We start from the raw sequence: 19,165 nt of genomic DNA, 5'->3' as shown, positions 1-19,165 counted from the left end.
ATTATTTTTTTAGTTGATGATGGTTGCCAGGTTATTGGCAACCATAAATCACAAAATAATTAAAATAGTCGATTTAAACCATTTAAAGCCGCAACACGGAAAGCTTCCGCCATTGTTGGGTAATTGAAGGTTGTATTCACGAAATATTCTATAGTATTACCTTCACCTTTTTGTTCCATGATAGCTTGGCCGATATGGATAATTTCAGCCGCTCTTTCACCAAAACAGTGAATGCCTAGTATCTGTAATGTTTCTCTATGGAATAATATTTTCAAACTACCGACATTCATACCTGCGATTTGTGCACGTGCTAAATGCTTAAATTGTGCCCGACCGACTTCATAAGGCACTTTCATTGCGGTCAATTCTTGCTCTGTTTTACCAACTGAACTAATTTCAGGAATAGTATAAATCCCTGTTGGAATATCTTCTACTAAATGAGCATCACCTAAACTACCACCAATGGCTCGGGCCGCAATTCGTCCTTGGTCGTAGGCCGCAGAGGCTAAGCTTGGGTAGCCGATGACATCACCAACAGCATAGATATGTTCATTAGTGGTGCGATATGCTTTATTGACTTTAACTAAACCGCGGCCATCAGCCTCAATCCCGACATTAGCGAGACCTAAGCTATCTGTGTTACCCGTTCTTCCGTTCGCATACAGTAAGCAGTCTGCTTTGACTTTTTTACCCGACTTCAGGTGAACAATAACACCGTCTTCGACCCCTTCGATTTTTTCATATTCTTCATTATGGCGAATAACAACGCCGCTATTCCAAAAATGATACGACAAGGCATCTGACATTTCTTGGTCAAGAAAGGCCAATAGATGATCGCGCGTGTTGATTAAATCAACTTTAACCCCTAATCCACGGAAAATAGATGCATATTCACAGCCGATAACACCAGCACCATAAATAATCACATGGCGAGGCTCGTGGGTCAGGTTGAGGATCGTATCACTGTTATAAATTCGAGAATGATTGAAATCAACATCGGACGGACAGTATGGACGAGAACCTGTGGCAATCACGATTTTATCCGCACTTAAAACGTCACAACTACCATCTGCGTAACGGACACTGATATGTTGCTCATCGATAAAGGTGGCTTCACCCGAAAACATTTGGCAACCATTACGCTCATAAAAACCTTGGCGCATGCGTGTTTGTTGGCTAATTACCGTTTCAGCATGACGAAGAATTTCAGAGAAAGAGGAGCTTAAGCTACGGGAGTTATCACTATAAAGAGGGTTTTGGTTGAATTCGATAATACGGCTAACAGCATGACGGAGGGCTTTTGAGGGAATGGTTCCCCAGTGGGTACAGCCTCCGCCGACATTATTATAACGTTCTATAACAGCAACGTTTTTTCCTTGTTTCACTAGCCCCATGGCGGCGCCTTCACCACCAGGACCGGAACCAATGACTATTGCATCAAAATGGGTAAGTTGCATGAGGTAAGACCTGCTCTAAAACAAAATGACAACAAGATGTTATCATTAGTTGGTTATTTCACCTAATTTCCTCGTCGTTTTTCAAATTGATACAGCGTTGGCTACACTCGCTTACCCTAGTCACATATTTATGCATGCTTCCAAGGATTTGCTGACGCATTGTTTAATAAAAGGTTGGTAGTATATCAGTGTTAAAAAACTAATTGAAAAAGGCTAAGTTAAATTCTGAAAATGAGTAAATTGTAGCGATAGTCGCTTTTTCTCCAAAACAGTTTAGCTATTTTCAGGTATGCTAGGCGAAGAGTAAGGCTTATTACATTTACCTTTCATGATAAGAAACTAGGATCACCGTGAGTAACACAATTGGCGTTAGAGCAAAACAAAAAGAAAAAACTCGGCGTTCACTCGTCGAAGCCGCATTTAGCCAATTAAGCGCTGAACGGAGTTTTACTAGCCTTAGTTTGCGAGAAGTTGCGCGTGAAGCTGGGATTGCACCGACTTCATTTTACCGTCATTTCAAGGATGTTGATGAACTCGGGCTGACGATGGTCGACGAAAGCGGCTTGATGTTACGCCAGCTAATGCGCCAAGCAAGGCAGCGTATTGCAAAAGGCGGGAGTGTGATCCGTACATCAGTCTCAACTTTTATGGAGTTTATTGGTAATAACCCTAACGCCTTTAGGTTATTATTGCGGGAGCGTTCAGGAACATCTGCTGAGTTTCGTGCGGCAGTCGCTCGGGAAATTCAGCATTTTATTGCGGAATTGGCCGATTATCTTGAACTTGAAAGCCGTATGCCTCGCCATTTTACTGAAATGCAAGCAGAGGCCATGGTAACGATTGTCTTTAGCGCAGGTGCAGAGGCGCTAGATATCGATGAAGAAAAACGCAGAAATCTCGAAGAACGGCTGGTATTACAGTTAAGAATGATAGCGAAAGGCGCCTATTACTGGTACCGCCGGGAACAGGAAAAACAAAATCAAACTGACCCAGACCTGACTAAATAATAAGGAGAATCAATGACGGATCAAAAAAGTTATGAAAGAAGCACATTATTGCTAGCCTTTGTGATTGGCCTTGCAACCCATGGAACCTTTTCAACGCTGTTTAACTCGCTGGTCGATTTTTCATTTTTCCCAATTTTAACCCTGATATTGGCAGTGTATTGTTTACATCAGCGCTATTTGCATCAAGCGATGCCTATGGGGCTGCCAAAATTTGTTGCCGGTAGTTTTTTTATTGGGCTTTTTGGCTATGCCGCGATTTTACGTGTGCAAAATCCTGAAATAGGCTCTAATTTTATTCCCGCAACCTTTATTGTCATTATCGCATTGTGGATGTACTCAAGCTGGAAAGCACGTAAGAAAGAAAAAGCGGAGCTAGCACTTGAACAAGAAGTTGAAAATTAAGTTTATACGACTTTTCTAATAGTAAGGCGCCGCAGTTCACATCACTGCGGCGTTTTTGTTTTTTAGTAAATTAATAGCGGCTCAGTAATACCCCACTTTCCATATGGTGGGTATAAGGGAACTGGTCGAATAAGGCTAATTTCTCTATTTTATGGGTTTTAGTCAGCTCAGCTAAGTTATCGCATAGCGTTTCTGGGTTACATGAAATATATAGGATATGCTCATAACCCTGAACTAGTTTCACTGTTTCTGCATCTAAACCACTGCGAGGCGGGTCGACGAATATAGTATTGCATTGGTAATCGGCTAAAGAAATACCTTCCAAGCGCCTAAATTCACGGGCACCTTGCATGGCTTGGGTAAAATCCTCTGCGGACATACGAATAATTTGTACATTTTCAATATTATTGGCTTCGATATTATATTGAGCAGCGGCCACTGAGGGCTTTGCAATTTCAGTCGCTAATACGCGTTCGAAGTTTTGCGCTAATGCTAAAGAGAAATTTCCATTTCCGCAGTACAGTTCCAATAAATCACCCGTCGAATTCTGCGTTGACTCAATTGCCCACTCCAACATTTTGATATTGACCTGTGCATTAGGTTGCGTGAAGCTATTTTCAACTTGGCGATAAACCATATTTTTACCCATAACAGGTAAGACTTCATCGACATAATCATTATCTAACATGATTTTTGTTTTTGACGCTCGGCCAATCAATTGCACATCAAAGCCTTGTTCAACTAAAGCGGCTTTTAACGCTTTTGCTTCTTCCATCCATTCTTCACCTAATTTTTTATGGTAAAGCAGCGAAACAATCAGCTTATTACTTAGTGTTGATAAATAGTCAATTTGAAATAATTTATGGCGCAGTAATTCATTTTGCTTAATTAACGGCAATAACGCCGCCATCATGTCATTGATCAATTGGCTAGCAACAGGAAACTGGTCAATACGAATACGCTCTTTCGTTTCTTTATTGAACATAATATGAAACAGGTCATCACCTTCATGCCAAATACGAAATTCAGCACGCATCCGATAATGGGATGTTGGAGATGAAAATATTTCAGGTTCAGGGGCGTTAAAAGGAGCCATCATCGCCTTTAAACGATCCGTTTTTTCTACGAGTTGTTGTTCGTAGTCTTCAGTATGCAAGGTGGTTGGCATGTTTGGCTCCATAAAGCAGTAATAAATTCGTATCAGGAGCGAAATTGTAGGGAATGCGGCGAAGATGTCCAGTTTTCATTATCCATCCGTAGACACTCACTACTATTCAACTTACGATAATAGGCTGTGGTTTAGGGAATTTGGTGTGAATCCAAGACTGACGCGCAACGGTAAAAGTCCGATACCTGCCACGCATCCAATCGCTTCGTTGAATATTCGCGCGGATCTTATATTCAACCTCGCGGAATGTTAATTAAATTGATTTTCCGAGTGTAACCATAATGAATAATAAAAAGTCGCTGCCGCTATCGGCCGCTGCGCTGGCAGTACTGTGCGCTACTTCTTCTTTGGCAAGTGCAAATGACAAAACTGACCAAGTGGTTGTGTCAGCTAATCGTTTCGAACAACCTATTTCTTCTATATTAGCGCCAGTGACGGTGGTCACTCGTGAAGATATCGACCATTGGCAGTCAAATACCATTATTGATGTATTAAGGCGCTTGCCGGGGGTGGATATTGCTCAAAATGGGGGGATGGGGCAACAAAGCTCTCTTTTTATTAGAGGAACAGAATCTCGTCATGTTTTAGTTCTAATTGATGGCGTTCGTTTGAATCAGGCGGGCATTTCAGGTTCATCTGATATGAGCCAAATCCCAATTTCTCTGGTACAGCGCATTGAGTATATTCGCGGCGCACGCTCAGCGGTTTATGGTTCTGATGCTGTTGGTGGTGTGGTGAATATTATTACTCGTCGTGATAACGATGGCACTACTTTAAATGCAGGCATTGGCTCACACAGTTACCAAAACTATAACGGTTCGACTCAGCAAAAAATTAGTGAAAATACAACGGTAACGGCAGCGGGTGCTTATACTCATACAAAAGGGTTTGATGTTGAAGCCAGAGGAAATACAGGCGGGGGCCCTCAACCCGATAAAGATGGTTTTTTGAATAAAACATTATGGTTAGGTGTTGAGCATCAATTCTCTTCCGCTCTTTCTGCTTATGCACGCGCTTATGGTTATGACAATCGTACGAGTTATGACGGTACGCCAGCAGACACTCGTAAGCTATACAGCAGAACATATGAGTCTGGGTTGAAATATGCGAATGGTAAGTACTCTACAAGTTTGCTTGGGAGCTATAGCCATATGAAAGATTACAACTACAACTATCACAATGGGCGGTATGGTAGCGGTTCTGTAATTGATGAATCAGACCAATACAACTTTCAATGGGGTAATAGCTATAGATTAGAAAAAGGAAATATCAGTGCTGGGGTTGATTATCAACGTCAAAGCATTGAGCCCGGTGGTTATACGATGACAAGTAAAAAAGAAACCGTCAATAACACAGGTATTTATCTTACAGGACAATATGCACTCATCGACTCTGTCAATGCGGAAGGGGCAGTACGTTCAGATCACCATTCTGAATTTAACTGGCACACGACATGGCAATCAGGTTTAAGCTGGGAATTTTATGATGGATATAAGTTAATCGGTTCTTATGCTACAGCGTATAAAGCCCCTAACTTAGGTCAGCTTTATACGGATAATGTTGCTGGGAACATCAAAGGAAATCCAAATTTAAAACCAGAAGAAAGTAAGCAGTGGGAAATTGGTTTAGAAGGCGAAACAGGGTTATTGTTTTGGCAATTAACTGGGTATGAAAACGAGATAACTAATCTGATTGATTTCACTTCGGATCCAGTGACGCAAACTAGTTCTTATAACAATATTGGCAAGGCAAAGATTAAAGGAGTCGAGTGGAATGGTGAATTACAAACAGGCCTATTTAGCCATCAACTCACGTTACAGTATCTAGACCCAAGAAATGAAAAAACAAATAAAGTGCTTAATCGTAGAGCAAAACAACAAGTCAAATACCAGCTAGATTGGAACATTGCTGCTGTAGATATGGGGTTGACTTACCAATATATAGGCAGTCGTTATGATACCAATGAAACTTATCAACGCACTAAAGTCGGCGGCGTTAGCATCTGGGATCTCACCGCTGCATATCCAATCACTTCACATCTCACAATTCGTGGTAAAATAGCTAATATGTTCGATAAAGACTATGAGACCGCGTATGGTTATCGCACCGCTGGAAGAGAATATTTCCTTACAGGAAGCTACAACTTCTGATAACAACCTATCTGTTCGCCCGACCATTCTAGTGTTTGACTCTGGAGTGGGCGGGTTATCTGTTTATCGTGAAGTCAAAAAAATGATCCCGAATGCTCACTTTATCTATGCATTCGACAATGAAGCCTTCCCTTATGGTGAAAAAAGCGAAGAGTTCATTATTGATAGGGTCTATCAAATCGTAAATGCAATAGCTGCAAAACATCCTTTAACCATTGCGATTATTGCGTGCAATACCGCAAGTACGGTCAGCCTTCCTAATTTGAGAGCACATTTTACGTTCCCAGTTGTTGGGGTTGTTCCAGCCATTAAACCCGCAACCAAGTTAACGCGTAATGGCGTAGTTGGTTTATTGGCGACGAAAGGCACTGTAAACCGCGAATACACCAAAGAGCTGATCGAACGGTTTGCAACAGACTGCAAAGTGATTTCTCTCGGTTCTGCGGAATTAGTTCAACTTGCAGAAAGAAAGTTACATGGGGAAACTTTACCACTAGATGAAGTTGCTCAAACTGTCAGGCCATGGATTCGAATGCCAGAGCCGCCCGATACTGTTATTTTGGGTTGCACGCATTTTCCTCTATTAATAGAAGAACTCGAAAAAGTGCTACCAAATGGAACTCGATTCATTGATTCAGGTTCTGCAATCGCCAGAAGAACCGTTTGGCTCATTAATAATCAAGAAGAAATCGCCAATTCAGAGGAAGAAAACTTCGCATATTGCTTATTAATGGATGACAACGCAAAAGGATTACAGCCAGTTCTCGAAGCTGAAGGGCTCAAAACGCTGGAAAAACTAGCTATCTAAGTCAAATTTGGTGGAAAGCTGAGCGAACAGGAAAAAATATGAAAAAAGGGGTTGCCAGATTTTTCTGACTCCCTATAATGCGCATCCACTGACCGGGAACAAGACAACGCAAAGCGCGATGAACACTGAAACGGCAGCGAGAGATTCTGAAAAGAAAAAGCAAAAAATTGCTTGACTCTCACGGAGGAAAACGTATTATACGCCTCCTCGCAGCAACGACCGAAAGGTTGGTTTTCATAAAGAAAAGCTGCAGCGCTCTTTAACAATTTATCAGACAATCTGTGTGGGCACTCACAGGACACTATCAAAAAAATATTTGATTTTAAGTCTTGAAGAGTGACTAACACGTTAATTCATATATATGAAATAAGGTAGTAACGCTTATTTTGGAAAGATAACGCGAAGGCGAGCAAAGATAACCCGAGACAGTACTTAGGTACGGCGAGGGGAAGCGATGCGAAGCCGACAAAGTTAGCCGAACAAAAGAACGTTACGGTCAGTAAGACATTCTTTGAGCATCAAGCTTTTTAATTGAAGAGTTTGATCATGGCTCAGATTGAACGCTGGCGGCAGGCCTAACACATGCAAGTCGAGCGGTAACAGGGGAAGCTTGCTTCTCGCTGACGAGCGGCGGACGGGTGAGTAATGTATGGGGATCTGCCCGATAGAGGGGGATAACTACTGGAAACGGTAGCTAATACCGCATAATCTCTAAGGAGCAAAGCAGGGGAACTTCGGTCCTTGCGCTATCGGATGAACCCATATGGGATTAGCTAGTAGGTGAGGTAATGGCTCACCTAGGCGACGATCCCTAGCTGGTCTGAGAGGATGATCAGCCACACTGGGACTGAGACACGGCCCAGACTCCTACGGGAGGCAGCAGTGGGGAATATTGCACAATGGGCGCAAGCCTGATGCAGCCATGCCGCGTGTATGAAGAAGGCCCTAGGGTTGTAAAGTACTTTCAGTCGGGAGGAAGGCGTTGTTGCTAATATCAACAACGATTGACGTTACCGACAGAAGAAGCACCGGCTAACTCCGTGCCAGCAGCCGCGGTAATACGGAGGGTGCAAGCGTTAATCGGAATTACTGGGCGTAAAGCGCACGCAGGCGGTTGATTAAGTTAGATGTGAAATCCCCGGGCTTAACCTGGGAATGGCATCTAAGACTGGTCAGCTAGAGTCTTGTAGAGGGGGGTAGAATTCCATGTGTAGCGGTGAAATGCGTAGAGATGTGGAGGAATACCGGTGGCGAAGGCGGCCCCCTGGACAAAGACTGACGCTCAGGTGCGAAAGCGTGGGGAGCAAACAGGATTAGATACCCTGGTAGTCCACGCTGTAAACGATGTCGATTTGAAGGTTGTTCCCTAGAGGAGTGGCTTTCGGAGCTAACGCGTTAAATCGACCGCCTGGGGAGTACGGCCGCAAGGTTAAAACTCAAATGAATTGACGGGGGCCCGCACAAGCGGTGGAGCATGTGGTTTAATTCGATGCAACGCGAAGAACCTTACCTACTCTTGACATCCAGAGAATTTAGCAGAGATGCTTTAGTGCCTTCGGGAACTCTGAGACAGGTGCTGCATGGCTGTCGTCAGCTCGTGTTGTGAAATGTTGGGTTAAGTCCCGCAACGAGCGCAACCCTTATCCTTTGTTGCCAGCGACTCGGTCGGGAACTCAAAGGAGACTGCCGGTGATAAACCGGAGGAAGGTGGGGATGACGTCAAGTCATCATGGCCCTTACGAGTAGGGCTACACACGTGCTACAATGGCGTATACAAAGAGAAGCGACCTCGCGAGAGCAAGCGGAACTCATAAAGTACGTCGTAGTCCGGATTGGAGTCTGCAACTCGACTCCATGAAGTCGGAATCGCTAGTAATCGTAGATCAGAATGCTACGGTGAATACGTTCCCGGGCCTTGTACACACCGCCCGTCACACCATGGGAGTGGGTTGCAAAAGAAGTAGGTAGCTTAACCTTCGGGAGGGCGCTTACCACTTTGTGATTCATGACTGGGGTGAAGTCGTAACAAGGTAACCGTAGGGGAACCTGCGGTTGGATCACCTCCTTACCATTGAAGTGTTTTTGTGAAGTGCTCACACAGATTGTCTGATAGAAAGTAGAGCAATAGGCTATACGTGGGAGACTTATTCGAGAGAATAGGACTTACATGAAAGCACAAAAGTTTTTGTGATTTTCGTGTCCCCTTCGTCTAGAGGCCTAGGACACCGCCCTTTCACGGCGGTAACAGGGGTTCGAATCCCCTAGGGGACGCCAATTGCGCCGATATCGAGTGAAAGACGATGTCCCCAATAATGATTAAGCCAATTATATTGTAGTTGGTTTAACAATTATGCTCTTTAACAATCTGGAACAAGCTGAAAATTGAAAACAACGCACATTGTTTATCGCTTAAACAATGTGAGAGTCTCTCAAAATTTCAGACCTGAAATTTTCGGTCACTTTAGCGAGTGGCATGAGCGAGCAGTCAGTCCTTCGCGGCGGCCAGCGCACAGCAAGCGCAGCATACATAAGTATGTGAGCATTGCGAGCACTGCCCAACAAAGAAGGAATGCACGCACAGCCATGACAGTAAGGTGAACGTTGAAACAATTTCGGGTTGTGAGGTTAAGCGACTAAGCGTACACGGTGGATGCCTAGGCAATCAGAGGCGATGAAGGACGTGCTAATCTGCGATAAGCGTCGGTAAGGTGATATGAACCGTTACAACCGACGATTTCCGAATGGGGAAACCCAGTGCAATTCGTTGCACTATCGTTTGATGAATACATAGTCAAACGAAGCGAACCGGGGGAACTGAAACATCTCAGTACCCCGAGGAAAAGAAATCAACCGAGATTCCCCTAGTAGCGGCGAGCGAACGGGGAGCAGCCCAGAGTCTTAATCAGCATTAGCATCAGGAGAACGGTCTGGAAAGTCCGGCAGTAAAGGGTGATAGCCCCGTATCCGAAGGTGTTAGTGTTGTGAACTCGACGAGTAGGGCGGGACACGTGTTATCCTGTCTGAATATGGGGGGACCATCCTCCAAGGCTAAATACTCCTGATTGACCGATAGTGAACCAGTACCGTGAGGGAAAGGCGAAAAGAACCCCGGCGAGGGGAGTGAAATAGAACCTGAAACCGTGTACGTACAAGCAGTGGGAGCCCCATCACTCAAGTGCCTCGGCAATTGAGTGAGGGTGTAAAACCATCACAATAACAGCGCAGGATTTGCCAACAAGATTGGCTGATTTTTTCAAGCCGCAGCGCAGTGGACATCGAAGTCCATGAGCAGCGGAAGTTAAAAAATCGGGCAAGATTGGCCGCAAAGACAAGCGGGACATTTGAGGATGGGGTGACTGCGTACCTTTTGTATAATGGGTCAGCGACTTATATTCTGTAGCAAGGTTAACCGAATAGGGGAGCCGTAGGGAAACCGAGTCTTAACTGGGCGAATGAGTTGCAGGGTATAGACCCGAAACCCGGTGATCTAGCCATGGGCAGGTTGAAGGTTGGGTAACACTAACTGGAGGACCGAACCGACTAATGTTGAAAAATTAGCGGATGACTTGTGGCTGGGGGTGAAAGGCCAATCAAACCGGGAGATAGCTGGTTCTCCCCGAAAGCTATTTAGGTAGCGCCTCGTGAACTCATCTTCGGGGGTAGAGCACTGTTTCGACTAGGGGGTCATCCCGACTTACCAACTCGATGCAAACTACGAATACCGAAGAATGTTATCACGGGAGACACACGGCGGGTGCTAACGTTCGTCGTGAAGAGGGAAACAACCCAGACCGCCAGCTAAGGTCCCAAAGTCATAGTTAAGTGGGAAACGAAGTGGGAAGGCTCAGACAGCCAGGATGTTGGCTTAGAAGCAGCCATCATTTAAAGAAAGCGTAATAGCTCACTGGTCGAGTCGGCCTGCGCGGAAGATGTAACGGGGCTAAACTATGCACCGAAGCTGCGGCAGCGAACGTATCACTTAAACTGATTAAGTGATACTCAAATGTATCAAAACGATTGACGGAGCGAAGCGACGTCAATGCGTCCAACAAAGTCGAGGCGGAAACGTCAGGCAGTCAGTTTAAGGATACGTTCGTTGGGTAGGGGAGCGTTCTGTAAGCCTGTGAAGGTGTGCTGTGAGGCATGCTGGAGGTATCAGAAGTGCGAATGCTGACATAAGTAACGATAATGCGGGTGAAAAACCCGCACGCCGGAAGACCAAGGGTTCCTGTCCAACGTTAATCGGGGCAGGGTGAGTCGACCCCTAAGGCGAGGCAGAAATGCGTAGTCGATGGGAAACGGGTTAATATTCCCGTACTGGTGATAATTGCGATGGGGGGACGGAGAAGGCTAGGCTATCCGGGCGACGGTTGTCCCGGTTTAAGGATGTAGGCAGGTGAATTAGGCAAATCCGGTTCACTACATGCTGAGGTCCGACGACGAGTCACTACGGTGATGAAGTAGCTCATGCCCCGCTTCCAGGAAAAGCCTCTAAGCTCTAGATTATCATTAATCGTACCCCAAACCGACACAGGTGGTCAGGTAGAGAATACTCAGGCGCTTGAGAGAACTCGGGTGAAGGAACTAGGCAAAATGGTGCCGTAACTTCGGGAGAAGGCACGCTGGCATTAGGTGAAGTGGTTTACCCATGGAGCTGAAGCCAGTCGCAGATACCAGCTGGCTGCAACTGTTTATTAAAAACACAGCACTGTGCAAACACGAAAGTGGACGTATACGGTGTGACGCCTGCCCGGTGCTGGAAGGTTAATTGATGGGGTTATCCGTAAGGAGAAGCTCTTGATCGAAGCCCCAGTAAACGGCGGCCGTAACTATAACGGTCCTAAGGTAGCGAAATTCCTTGTCGGGTAAGTTCCGACCTGCACGAATGGCGTAATGATGGCCAGGCTGTCTCCACCCGAGACTCAGTGAAATTGAACTCGCTGTGAAGATGCAGTGTACCCGCGGCAAGACGGAAAGACCCCGTGAACCTTTACTATAGCTTGACACTGAACATTGAGCCTTGATGTGTAGGATAGGTGGGAGGCTTTGAAGTGTGGACGCCAGTCTGCATGGAGCCAACCTTGAAATACCACCCTTTAATGTTTGATGTTCTAACGTTGCCCCATTATCTGGGGTGCGGACAGTGTCTGGTGGGTAGTTTGACTGGGGCGGTCTCCTCCCAAAGAGTAACGGAGGAGCACGAAGGTTGGCTAAGCATGGTCGGACATCATGCGGTTAGTGCAAAGGCATAAGCCAGCTTGACTGCGAGAGTGACGGCTCGAGCAGGTACGAAAGTAGGTCTTAGTGATCCGGTGGTTCTGAATGGAAGGGCCATCGCTCAACGGATAAAAGGTACTCCGGGGATAACAGGCTGATACCGCCCAAGAGTTCATATCGACGGCGGTGTTTGGCACCTCGATGTCGGCTCATCACATCCTGGGGCTGAAGTAGGTCCCAAGGGTACGGCTGTTCGCCGTTTAAAGTGGTACGCGAGCTGGGTTTAGAACGTCGTGAGACAGTTCGGTCCCTATCTGCCGTGGGCGTTGGAAGATTGAAAGGGGCTGCTCCTAGTACGAGAGGACCGGAGTGGACGCACCACTGGTGTTCGGGTTGTCATGCCAATGGCATTGCCCGGTAGCTAAGTGCGGAAGAGATAACCGCTGAAAGCATCTAAGCGGGAAACTTGCCTTGAGATGAGTCTTCCCTGACTCTTTAAGAGTCCTAAAGGAACGTTTAAGACTAAGACGTTGATAGGTTGGGTGTGTAAGCGTAGCGATACGTTGAGCTAACCAATACTAATGAACCGTGAGGCTTAACCTGACAACACCGAAGGTGTTTTAGAGAGATGGAGTTGTTTTCGAGAAGTGAGAAGCCGGAAGGTGAAGGACACAGCAGCTTGTTCAAGATTGAAGTTTAGGTTTAGCAAATACCGAAAGTGTGTTGAGCTAAACGTGAACAAACAGAATTTGTCTGGCGGCAATAGCGCGGTGGTCCCACCTGACCCCATGCCGAACTCAGCAGTGAAACGCCGTAGCGCCGATGGTAGTGTGGGGTCTCCCCATGTGAGAGTAGGGAACTGCCAGACATTAAATTTTAAGGTTGTGTCAGTACTGACTGACCGCACCATATTGCTGATATGGCTCAGTTGGTAGAGCACACCCTTGGTAAGGGTGAGGTCCCCAGTTCGAATCTGGGTATCAGCACCATATAATCGGCATTTAAAAAGAATTTACCTAGCGGCAATAGCGCGGTGGTCCCACCTGACCCCATGCCGAACTCAGTAGTGAAACGCCGTAGCGCCGATGGTAGTGTGGGGTCTCCCCATGTGAGAGTAGGGAACTGCTAGGTTTTAAATATAAAGAAGCCACCCATTGGGTGGCTTTTTGCATTCTACTAATAGAATAATTTTCACTAATTATCTTATTTTCTTAATCCTGCTATTCACTCTTAATCCAGCCTGATAGACTTATCTTATCTTTGTTTTATTTGTACTGAAGGCTGTAATGAACCTAACGTCTGAACTTAAATCATTTAATAGCTTTGGCATTCAAGCAAAAGCACTATCAATTGTTTTTGTGGATAACCAAGAATCTCTACTCCAGCAATGGAGCGAGGCTAAAAATCAGCAACTCCCAGTATTATTATTAGGAGGGGGAAGCAATGTTCTATTTGTTGAAGACTTTGCAGGTGTAGTAATCATCAATCAGCTAAAGGGTGTACAAATAACAGAAGATATCAGCTATTGGTATGTTCATGCTCAAGCAGGTGAAAATTGGCATCAATTACTTGAAACGTTATTGAGTGAAGGTGTTTGTGGTGCGGAAAATTTAGCGTTGATCCCAGGTTGTGTAGGTTCTGCGCCCATTCAAAATATTGGTGCTTATGGTTTAGAGCTAAAAGATATATGTCAGTATGTTGATGTACTTTCTCTAGATACAGGTAAAGTAACACGGCTAACAGCTGCAGAGTGTCAGTTTGGCTACCGTGATAGCATTTTTAAGCATGAATATCAATATGGCTATGTCATTATCAGTGTTGGGTTAAAACTTGCTAAAGAATGGACGCCTAAGCTTATATATGGTGACCTTGCTCAGCTTGACCCCAATACAGTAACACCAGAACAAGTATTTAACTCTGTATGCCAAACGCGTAGAAGTAAATTACCTGATCCGGCAATAACAGGTAATGCAGGGAGTTTCTTTAAAAATCCTATTATTTCAGCAGAAAAAGCACAAGCCATAAAAATAGCTTATCCTAATTGTCCTCAATATAACCAAGAAGATGGACGCGTAAAGCTAGCAGCAGGGTGGCTTATCGACCAATGTGGTCTGAAAGGACATGAAATCGGTGGTGCTGCGGTACATAAGCAGCAAGCATTGGTTTTAATCAATAAAAACCGAGCGACAGGGCAAGACATTGTCAATCTAGCAAAATATGTGAGTCAAAAGGTTTTAGAGCATTTTGGTATACATTTAGAACCAGAGGTCAGGTTTATCGGTAAAAATGGCGAAATCAACGCAATGGAATGTATTCAATGAAAGAAAGAAACACCCCACTAGATCTCATAAATATCTTGGCCGATGCGCAAGTGCATTCAGGAGAACAGCTAGGAGATAAACTAGGGATGACCCGCGCAGCGATCAATAAGCATATAAAAACGCTACGTTCGTGGGGAGTGAATGTACAAACGGTAACCGGTAAAGGGTATAAGCTACCTTATCCTATTAACCTACTTAACGAAGATACAATAAAACAGCGAGTTGATGACGTAAATATTATAGTTGAACCTGTTATTGATTCTACTAATCAGTACATGTTGGAGAGAATTACTGAATTACAGTCAGGGGATACGTGTCTTGCTGAGTATCAAAGTGCTGGGCGAGGTAGAAGAGGAAGGCAATGGATATCACCATTTGGATGTAACCTTTACTTATCCATGTACTGGAAATTAGACCAAGGTCCTGCGGCGGCAATAGGGTTAAGCTTAGTTGTTGGTATTGTTGTCGCTGAAACGTTAAATAAATTAATTGGTAATAAAGTCAAAGTCAAATGGCCTAATGACCTATATATGAATGATAAAAAGCTTGCAGGAATTTTGGTTGAATTAACGGGTAAAACAGGGGATGCAGCTCATATTATTATCGGTATTGGTATTAATATTGGCATGAATAAAGAAAATTCTGACAGTAGCGAAAACATAACTCAAGCCTGGTCCTCTCTATCTGACGAATTTGAAAATATAGAGAGAAATGAATTATCAGCAAATATAATTCAAGCTTTGAGGAATTCATTGGTTTTATTTGAAAAAGAAGGGCTAAAACCATTTTTAGAAAGATGGGTTGAGTTAGATAATTTTTTAAATAGAAATGTTAAGTTATTGATTGGTAACGAAATAATAACGGGAATTGAACGTGGGATTAATGAGCAAGGTGCATTATTGCTACAGAAGGATAATGGCGAAATAATTTCCTATATTGGTGGTGAAATATCCTTAAGACCAAATGAATAATATATTACTGGCCGGAGAGAAACCGGCCAATATAAATAATCACTTTCTTAATCTAACACTCTGAATAGAATGATTCTCACCTTTAGTCATAATTAAACTGGCTCTTTCCTTTGTTGGTAATATATTTTCTTCAAGGTTTAGCCCATTAATTTCATCCCAAATAGAGCTAGCAATATTAATTGCCTCTTCTTCCCTAAGTTTAGAATAACTATGGAAGTAAGAATCAGGATCTGAGAATGCACCTTGCCTAAATTTAAGGAACCGACCGATATACCATTGCTTTAATAATTCAGGTGCAGCATCAACATAAATGGAGAAATCAACAAAGTCAGATACAAATACATGATGGGGGTCTTGTGGATAATCCATATCACTTTGTAAGACATTCAGCCCTTCGAGTATTAAAATATCAGGTTGATCAATTACCTGTTCTTCATCAGGGACAATGTCATACGTTAAATGCGAATAAACCGGAGCCTTAACATTACGTGCACCTGATTTTATTTGTGACACGAAGTTGACTAGTTTTCGCATATCATAAGATTGCGGAAAACCTTTTTTCTTCATGATATTCCTATCTTTTAATACTTGATTAGGATGTAAAAAACCATCAGTTGTGATCAGGTCAACTTTACGGTGTTCAGGCCAACGAGTGAGTAGTGCTTGTAGTAAACGTGCTGTTGTACTTTTACCAACGGCCACACTACCTGCTATACCAATAATATAAGGCACTTTTGCGCCATTAGTTCCAAGGAATTGTTCTAGAACAGCCTGACGACGTAAGTTGGAACTAATATAAAAATTCAGTAAACGCGATAAAGGTAGATAAATTTCTATAACATCTTCCATAGAGAGTTCTTCGTTAATCCCTTTTAACTCTAGAAGTTCACTCGATGTTAATGTAAGCGGTACTGAATCACGTAAAGTTGCCCAGTGTTCTCTATCAAACTCTAAGTATGGCGTAGTAATAAAATTTTCTTTCTTTTTCATAAACCAACATCTGCCTATTTTATGCAGGTTGGACAGGTTGCCTAAACACCCGTATCCATAAAATTTGCTAGCATCATAGCGAGGGAAAGTGGGGAGGCGTAGGTTTTTTTCTATTTTTTATCAGTTTTTTTTGATGCAGGCAGAAAAAATGATACTGAGTGATGAAAAAAACACCTAAGAATAAGAGGGTAAAACTGTGATATCGAATAAAAAATAATGATTTTAAAAATTTTAAGCCTTTTTCTCCCTTTACTGACCAAATGATAATGGACTATAGTTAACAGCTGCTGTTGATGTTTTAAGCTTAAAACAGTTAAAAAATCAACAAAAATGCGAAAAGCGAACAAAATGTGAGCGAACAAACAAAAAAGTTAATTTTTTTGTTGCAACCTGCGCCGACTCTACCTAGAATGCGCAGCACTTGATGCCGGCATAGCTCAGTTGGTAGAGCAACTGACTTGTAATCAGTAGGTCCCGAGTTCGACTCTTGGTGCCGGCACCATTAAAAATTTGGATAGGTGGGATACCCAAGCGGCCAAAGGGAGCAGACTGTAAATCTGCCGTCACAGACTTCGAAGGTTCGAATCCTTCTCCCACCACCATCTCCAAGAAATTTTCTTAAGAGAAAATTTTGAGGAACAGTTTAACAGCTGATAACTCAGGTAGCCGAGTTCATTGCGGGCATCGTATAATGGCTATTACCTCAGCCTTCCAAGCTGATGATGCGGGTTCGATTCCCGCTGCCCGCTCCAAGATGTGCTGATATGGCTCAGTTGGTAGAGCACACCCTTGGTAAGGGTGAGGTCGGCAGTTCGAATCTGCCTATCAGCACCACTTCCTTTATGTTCTCACTTATCTCCCTGATTTGTCTCCTGAAAAAAACAAGCGAAATAATTCTTGCTTGGTTGATGTGGTTTAACCACCGATTCCGTGTCTTAGAGGGACAATCTAATGTCTAAAGAAAAATTTGAACGTTCAAAACCGCACGTTAACGTTGGTACTATCGGCCACGTTGACCACGGTAAAACTACTCTGACAGCAGCTATCACTACTGTTCTGGCAAAAACTTACGGCGGTGCTGCTCGTGCGTTCGATCAAATCGATAACGCACCAGAAGAAAAAGCGCGTGGTATCACCATCTCTACTTCACACGTAGAATACGATACTCCAACTCGCCACTACGCACACGTAGACTGCCCAGGACACGCCGACTATGTTAAAAACATGATCACTGGTGCTGCTCAGATGGACGGTGCAATTCTGGTTGTTGCTGCGACAGATGGCCCAATGCCACAAACTCGTGAGCACATCCTGTTAGGTCGTCAGGTTGGTGTTCCTTACATCATCGTTTTCCTGAACAAATGTGACATGGTAGACGACGAAGAGCTGTTAGAATTAGTCGAAATGGAAGTTCGTGAACTTCTGTCTCAATACGATTTCCCAGGCGACGACACTCCAGTTGTCCGTGGTTCAGCACTGAAAGCGCTGGAAGGCAACCCAGAGTGGGAAGCGAAAATTGTTGAATTAGCAGGCCACCTGGATACTTACATTCCAGAACCAGAGCGTGCAATTGACAAGCCATTCCTGCTGCCAATCGAAGACGTATTCTCAATCTCAGGTCGTGGTACAGTAGTAACAGGCCGTGTTGAGCGTGGTATCATCAAAGTTGGTGAAGAAGTTGAAATCGTTGGTATTCAAGACACGGTTAAAACAACTTGTACTGGCGTTGAAATGTTCCGTAAACTGTTAGACGAAGGTCGTGCAGGTGAGAACGTTGGTGTTCTGCTGCGTGGTACTAAGCGTGAAGAAATTCAACGTGGTCAAGTACTGGCGAAACCAGGTTCAATCAAGCCACACACTAAATTTGAATCAGAAGTTTATATTCTGAGCAAAGATGAAGGTGGTCGTCATACTCCATTCTTCAAAGGTTACCGTCCACAGTTCTACTTCCGTACAACTGACGTAACAGGTACTATCGAACTGCCAGAAGGCGTAGAGATGGTAATGCCAGGTGATAACATCAACATGATCGTTACCCTGATCCACCCAATCGCGATGGACGACGGTTTACGTTTCGCAATCCGTGAAGGTGGCCGTACTGTAGGTGCGGGTGTTGTTGCAAAAATTATTGCATAATACATAGCTTTATCTAGTTTTAAAAAAGGGCACCTTATTTAGGTGCCCTTTTGTTGTTATAAGCAAAATTTTGACTACATGAAATTACAGTATTACGTTGCTATATATTAGCCGAATTATTCATATTAAAAGTTATTTTTTCTTTTGATTTCATTTACTTGTGTAATTAATCGCTCAGTGGTAAATGATCTTTGTAAATCATTAGTAATGATAATTGAAATGCAAATCATTTTTATTTAAACTATCTGTATGTGATTTATACAGGTAAGCATCATGTACATCTGCCTTTGTGAAGCCATTACTGATAAACAGATCAGAAATGTCGCAAGAAAGTATCAAGTGACCTCACTAAAGGGTCTACGACAAATTCTGCCTGTAGGCTTAGAATGTGGAAAATGTATTCGGCAGACGAAGGCAATTTTATATGAAGAGCAAATGATTTTTGAGGATGCGTGCGCAACTGAAGTCGCATAGTATTTAATACCAGTCAAATTATTCCCACCATATTTATCACCTTTTGTTTAAATATATTGTGTAA

Annotated in this window: 11 protein-coding genes, 6 tRNA genes, 4 rRNA genes and 1 riboswitch; of the genes, 18 read left to right on the top strand and 3 right to left on the bottom strand. The window is 43.7% G+C overall.

The genetic code is table 11. The annotated features are described in order from the left end of the window. Positions 1–59: 59 nt before the first annotated feature. On the bottom strand, positions 60–1,457 hold the full coding sequence (gene sthA, locus M1F26_RS18615) for a Si-specific NAD(P)(+) transhydrogenase (protein ID WP_004265342.1): 1,398 nt from the start codon (positions 1,455–1,457) through the stop codon (positions 60–62). 350 nt (positions 1,458–1,807) lie between these two features. Here sthA and fabR point away from each other — a divergent pair, with 350 nt between their 5' ends. Next, a complete protein-coding gene (gene fabR / locus M1F26_RS18610; RefSeq protein ID WP_004265350.1) occupies positions 1,808–2,464 on the top strand; it encodes an HTH-type transcriptional repressor FabR in 657 nt (218 codons plus the stop codon). 12 nt (positions 2,465–2,476) lie between these two features. Then, entirely contained in the window at positions 2,477–2,866 is a 390-nt protein-coding gene (locus M1F26_RS18605) for a YijD family membrane protein (RefSeq protein ID WP_004265352.1), read from the top strand. A 70-nt stretch (positions 2,867–2,936) separates the two neighbouring features. On the opposite strand, the gene trmA is transcribed toward M1F26_RS18605, so the two are convergent. After that, on the bottom strand, positions 2,937–4,034 hold the full coding sequence (gene trmA / locus M1F26_RS18600) for a tRNA (uridine(54)-C5)-methyltransferase TrmA (protein ID WP_140172841.1): 1,098 nt from the start codon (positions 4,032–4,034) through the stop codon (positions 2,937–2,939). 110 nt (positions 4,035–4,144) lie between these two features. Beyond that, positions 4,145–4,242: riboswitch (cobalamin riboswitch) on the top strand. A gap of 73 nt (positions 4,243–4,315) precedes the next feature. On the opposite strand from trmA, the gene btuB reads away from it, so the two are divergent. From btuB to birA, 10 genes are all read left to right on the top strand, one after another. Then, positions 4,316–6,184: a TonB-dependent vitamin B12 receptor BtuB gene (gene btuB / locus M1F26_RS18595; protein WP_140172839.1), complete on the top strand. Its 1,869-nt coding sequence runs from the start codon at positions 4,316–4,318 to the stop codon at positions 6,182–6,184. After that, the gene (gene murI / locus M1F26_RS18590) at positions 6,129–6,992 is read left to right on the top strand and encodes a glutamate racemase (RefSeq protein WP_140172838.1); all 864 of its coding nucleotides are present in this window, start codon (positions 6,129–6,131) and stop codon (positions 6,990–6,992) included. The genes btuB and murI overlap by 56 nt, the downstream gene beginning before the upstream one ends. 528 nt (positions 6,993–7,520) lie before the next feature. Further along, a 16S ribosomal RNA gene (locus M1F26_RS18585) occupies positions 7,521–9,060 on the top strand. A gap of 130 nt (positions 9,061–9,190) precedes the next feature. Beyond that, positions 9,191–9,266, top strand: a tRNA-Glu gene (locus M1F26_RS18580). Positions 9,267–9,615: 349 nt separating this feature from the next. Then, positions 9,616–12,812, top strand: a 23S ribosomal RNA gene (locus tag M1F26_RS18575). A 149-nt stretch (positions 12,813–12,961) separates the two neighbouring features. Next, a 5S ribosomal RNA gene (gene rrf / locus M1F26_RS18570) occupies positions 12,962–13,077 on the top strand. A gap of 45 nt (positions 13,078–13,122) precedes the next feature. Then, a tRNA-Thr gene (locus tag M1F26_RS18565) sits at positions 13,123–13,198 on the top strand. Positions 13,199–13,224: 26 nt separating this feature from the next. Continuing rightward, positions 13,225–13,340 (top strand): 5S ribosomal RNA (gene rrf, locus M1F26_RS18560). Together the 16S, 23S and 5S rRNA genes with 2 tRNA genes alongside form the textbook arrangement of a ribosomal RNA operon. A gap of 155 nt (positions 13,341–13,495) precedes the next feature. Further along, positions 13,496–14,530, top strand: coding sequence for a UDP-N-acetylmuramate dehydrogenase (gene murB / locus M1F26_RS18555; protein WP_094963242.1), 1,035 nt, complete (start codon positions 13,496–13,498; stop codon positions 14,528–14,530). Next, entirely contained in the window at positions 14,527–15,501 is a 975-nt protein-coding gene (gene birA / locus M1F26_RS18550) for a bifunctional biotin--[acetyl-CoA-carboxylase] ligase/biotin operon repressor BirA (RefSeq protein ID WP_140173006.1), read from the top strand. Before murB ends, birA begins: the two co-directional genes overlap by 4 nt. Positions 15,502–15,540: 39 nt before the next feature. Here birA and coaA read toward each other — a convergent pair whose 3' ends face one another. After that, a complete protein-coding gene (gene coaA / locus M1F26_RS18545) occupies positions 15,541–16,491 on the bottom strand; it encodes a type I pantothenate kinase (RefSeq protein WP_004264367.1) in 951 nt (316 codons plus the stop codon). Between the two features lie 426 nt (positions 16,492–16,917). On the opposite strand from coaA, the gene M1F26_RS18540 reads away from it, so the two are divergent. The 6 genes from M1F26_RS18540 to bfd all read left to right on the top strand — a co-directional run bounded on the left by M1F26_RS18540 (position 16,918) and on the right by bfd (position 19,101). Beyond that, positions 16,918–16,993, top strand: a tRNA-Thr gene (locus M1F26_RS18540). Between the two features lie 15 nt (positions 16,994–17,008). Further along, positions 17,009–17,093: transfer RNA gene (locus tag M1F26_RS18535), tRNA-Tyr, on the top strand. A 75-nt stretch (positions 17,094–17,168) separates the two neighbouring features. Further along, positions 17,169–17,243 (top strand) — tRNA-Gly (locus M1F26_RS18530). A gap of 6 nt (positions 17,244–17,249) precedes the next feature. Beyond that, positions 17,250–17,325 (top strand) — tRNA-Thr (locus M1F26_RS18525). Positions 17,326–17,442: 117 nt separating this feature from the next. Further along, the gene (tuf, locus tag M1F26_RS18520) at positions 17,443–18,627 is read left to right on the top strand and encodes an elongation factor Tu (protein ID WP_215954249.1); all 1,185 of its coding nucleotides are present in this window, start codon (positions 17,443–17,445) and stop codon (positions 18,625–18,627) included. A gap of 273 nt (positions 18,628–18,900) precedes the next feature. Continuing rightward, entirely contained in the window at positions 18,901–19,101 is a 201-nt protein-coding gene (bfd, locus tag M1F26_RS18515; RefSeq protein ID WP_140172941.1) for a bacterioferritin-associated ferredoxin, read from the top strand. Positions 19,102–19,165: the final 64 nt, after the last annotated feature.

Origin of the sequence: Providencia sp. PROV048, assembly GCF_033688165.1 — a bacterium.
In the GTDB taxonomy this organism is placed as follows: Bacteria; Pseudomonadota; Gammaproteobacteria; order Enterobacterales; family Enterobacteriaceae; genus Providencia; species Providencia hangzhouensis.
Note: the sequence above shows the minus strand (reverse complement) of the source record. Positions and strands in the feature narration are given on the sequence as shown.

What these genes read in the sequence shown, in the direction of transcription:
- trmA (WP_140172841.1), bottom strand. Translation starts at nt 4,034, where the DNA reads ATGCCAACCACCTTGCATACTGAAGACTACGAACAACAACTCGTAGAA.
- sthA (WP_004265342.1), bottom strand. Translation starts at nt 1,457, where the DNA reads ATGCAACTTACCCATTTTGATGCAATAGTCATTGGTTCCGGTCCTGGT.
- birA (WP_140173006.1), top strand. Translation starts at nt 14,527, where the DNA reads ATGAAAGAAAGAAACACCCCACTAGATCTCATAAATATCTTGGCCGAT.
- btuB (WP_140172839.1), top strand. Translation starts at nt 4,316, where the DNA reads ATGAATAATAAAAAGTCGCTGCCGCTATCGGCCGCTGCGCTGGCAGTA.
- bfd (WP_140172941.1), top strand. Translation starts at nt 18,901, where the DNA reads ATGTACATCTGCCTTTGTGAAGCCATTACTGATAAACAGATCAGAAAT.
- murB (WP_094963242.1), top strand. Translation starts at nt 13,496, where the DNA reads ATGAACCTAACGTCTGAACTTAAATCATTTAATAGCTTTGGCATTCAA.
- murI (WP_140172838.1), top strand. Translation starts at nt 6,129, where the DNA reads ATGGTTATCGCACCGCTGGAAGAGAATATTTCCTTACAGGAAGCTACA.
- tuf (WP_215954249.1), top strand. Translation starts at nt 17,443, where the DNA reads ATGTCTAAAGAAAAATTTGAACGTTCAAAACCGCACGTTAACGTTGGT.
- M1F26_RS18605 (WP_004265352.1), top strand. Translation starts at nt 2,477, where the DNA reads ATGACGGATCAAAAAAGTTATGAAAGAAGCACATTATTGCTAGCCTTT.
- coaA (WP_004264367.1), bottom strand. Translation starts at nt 16,491, where the DNA reads ATGAAAAAGAAAGAAAATTTTATTACTACGCCATACTTAGAGTTTGAT.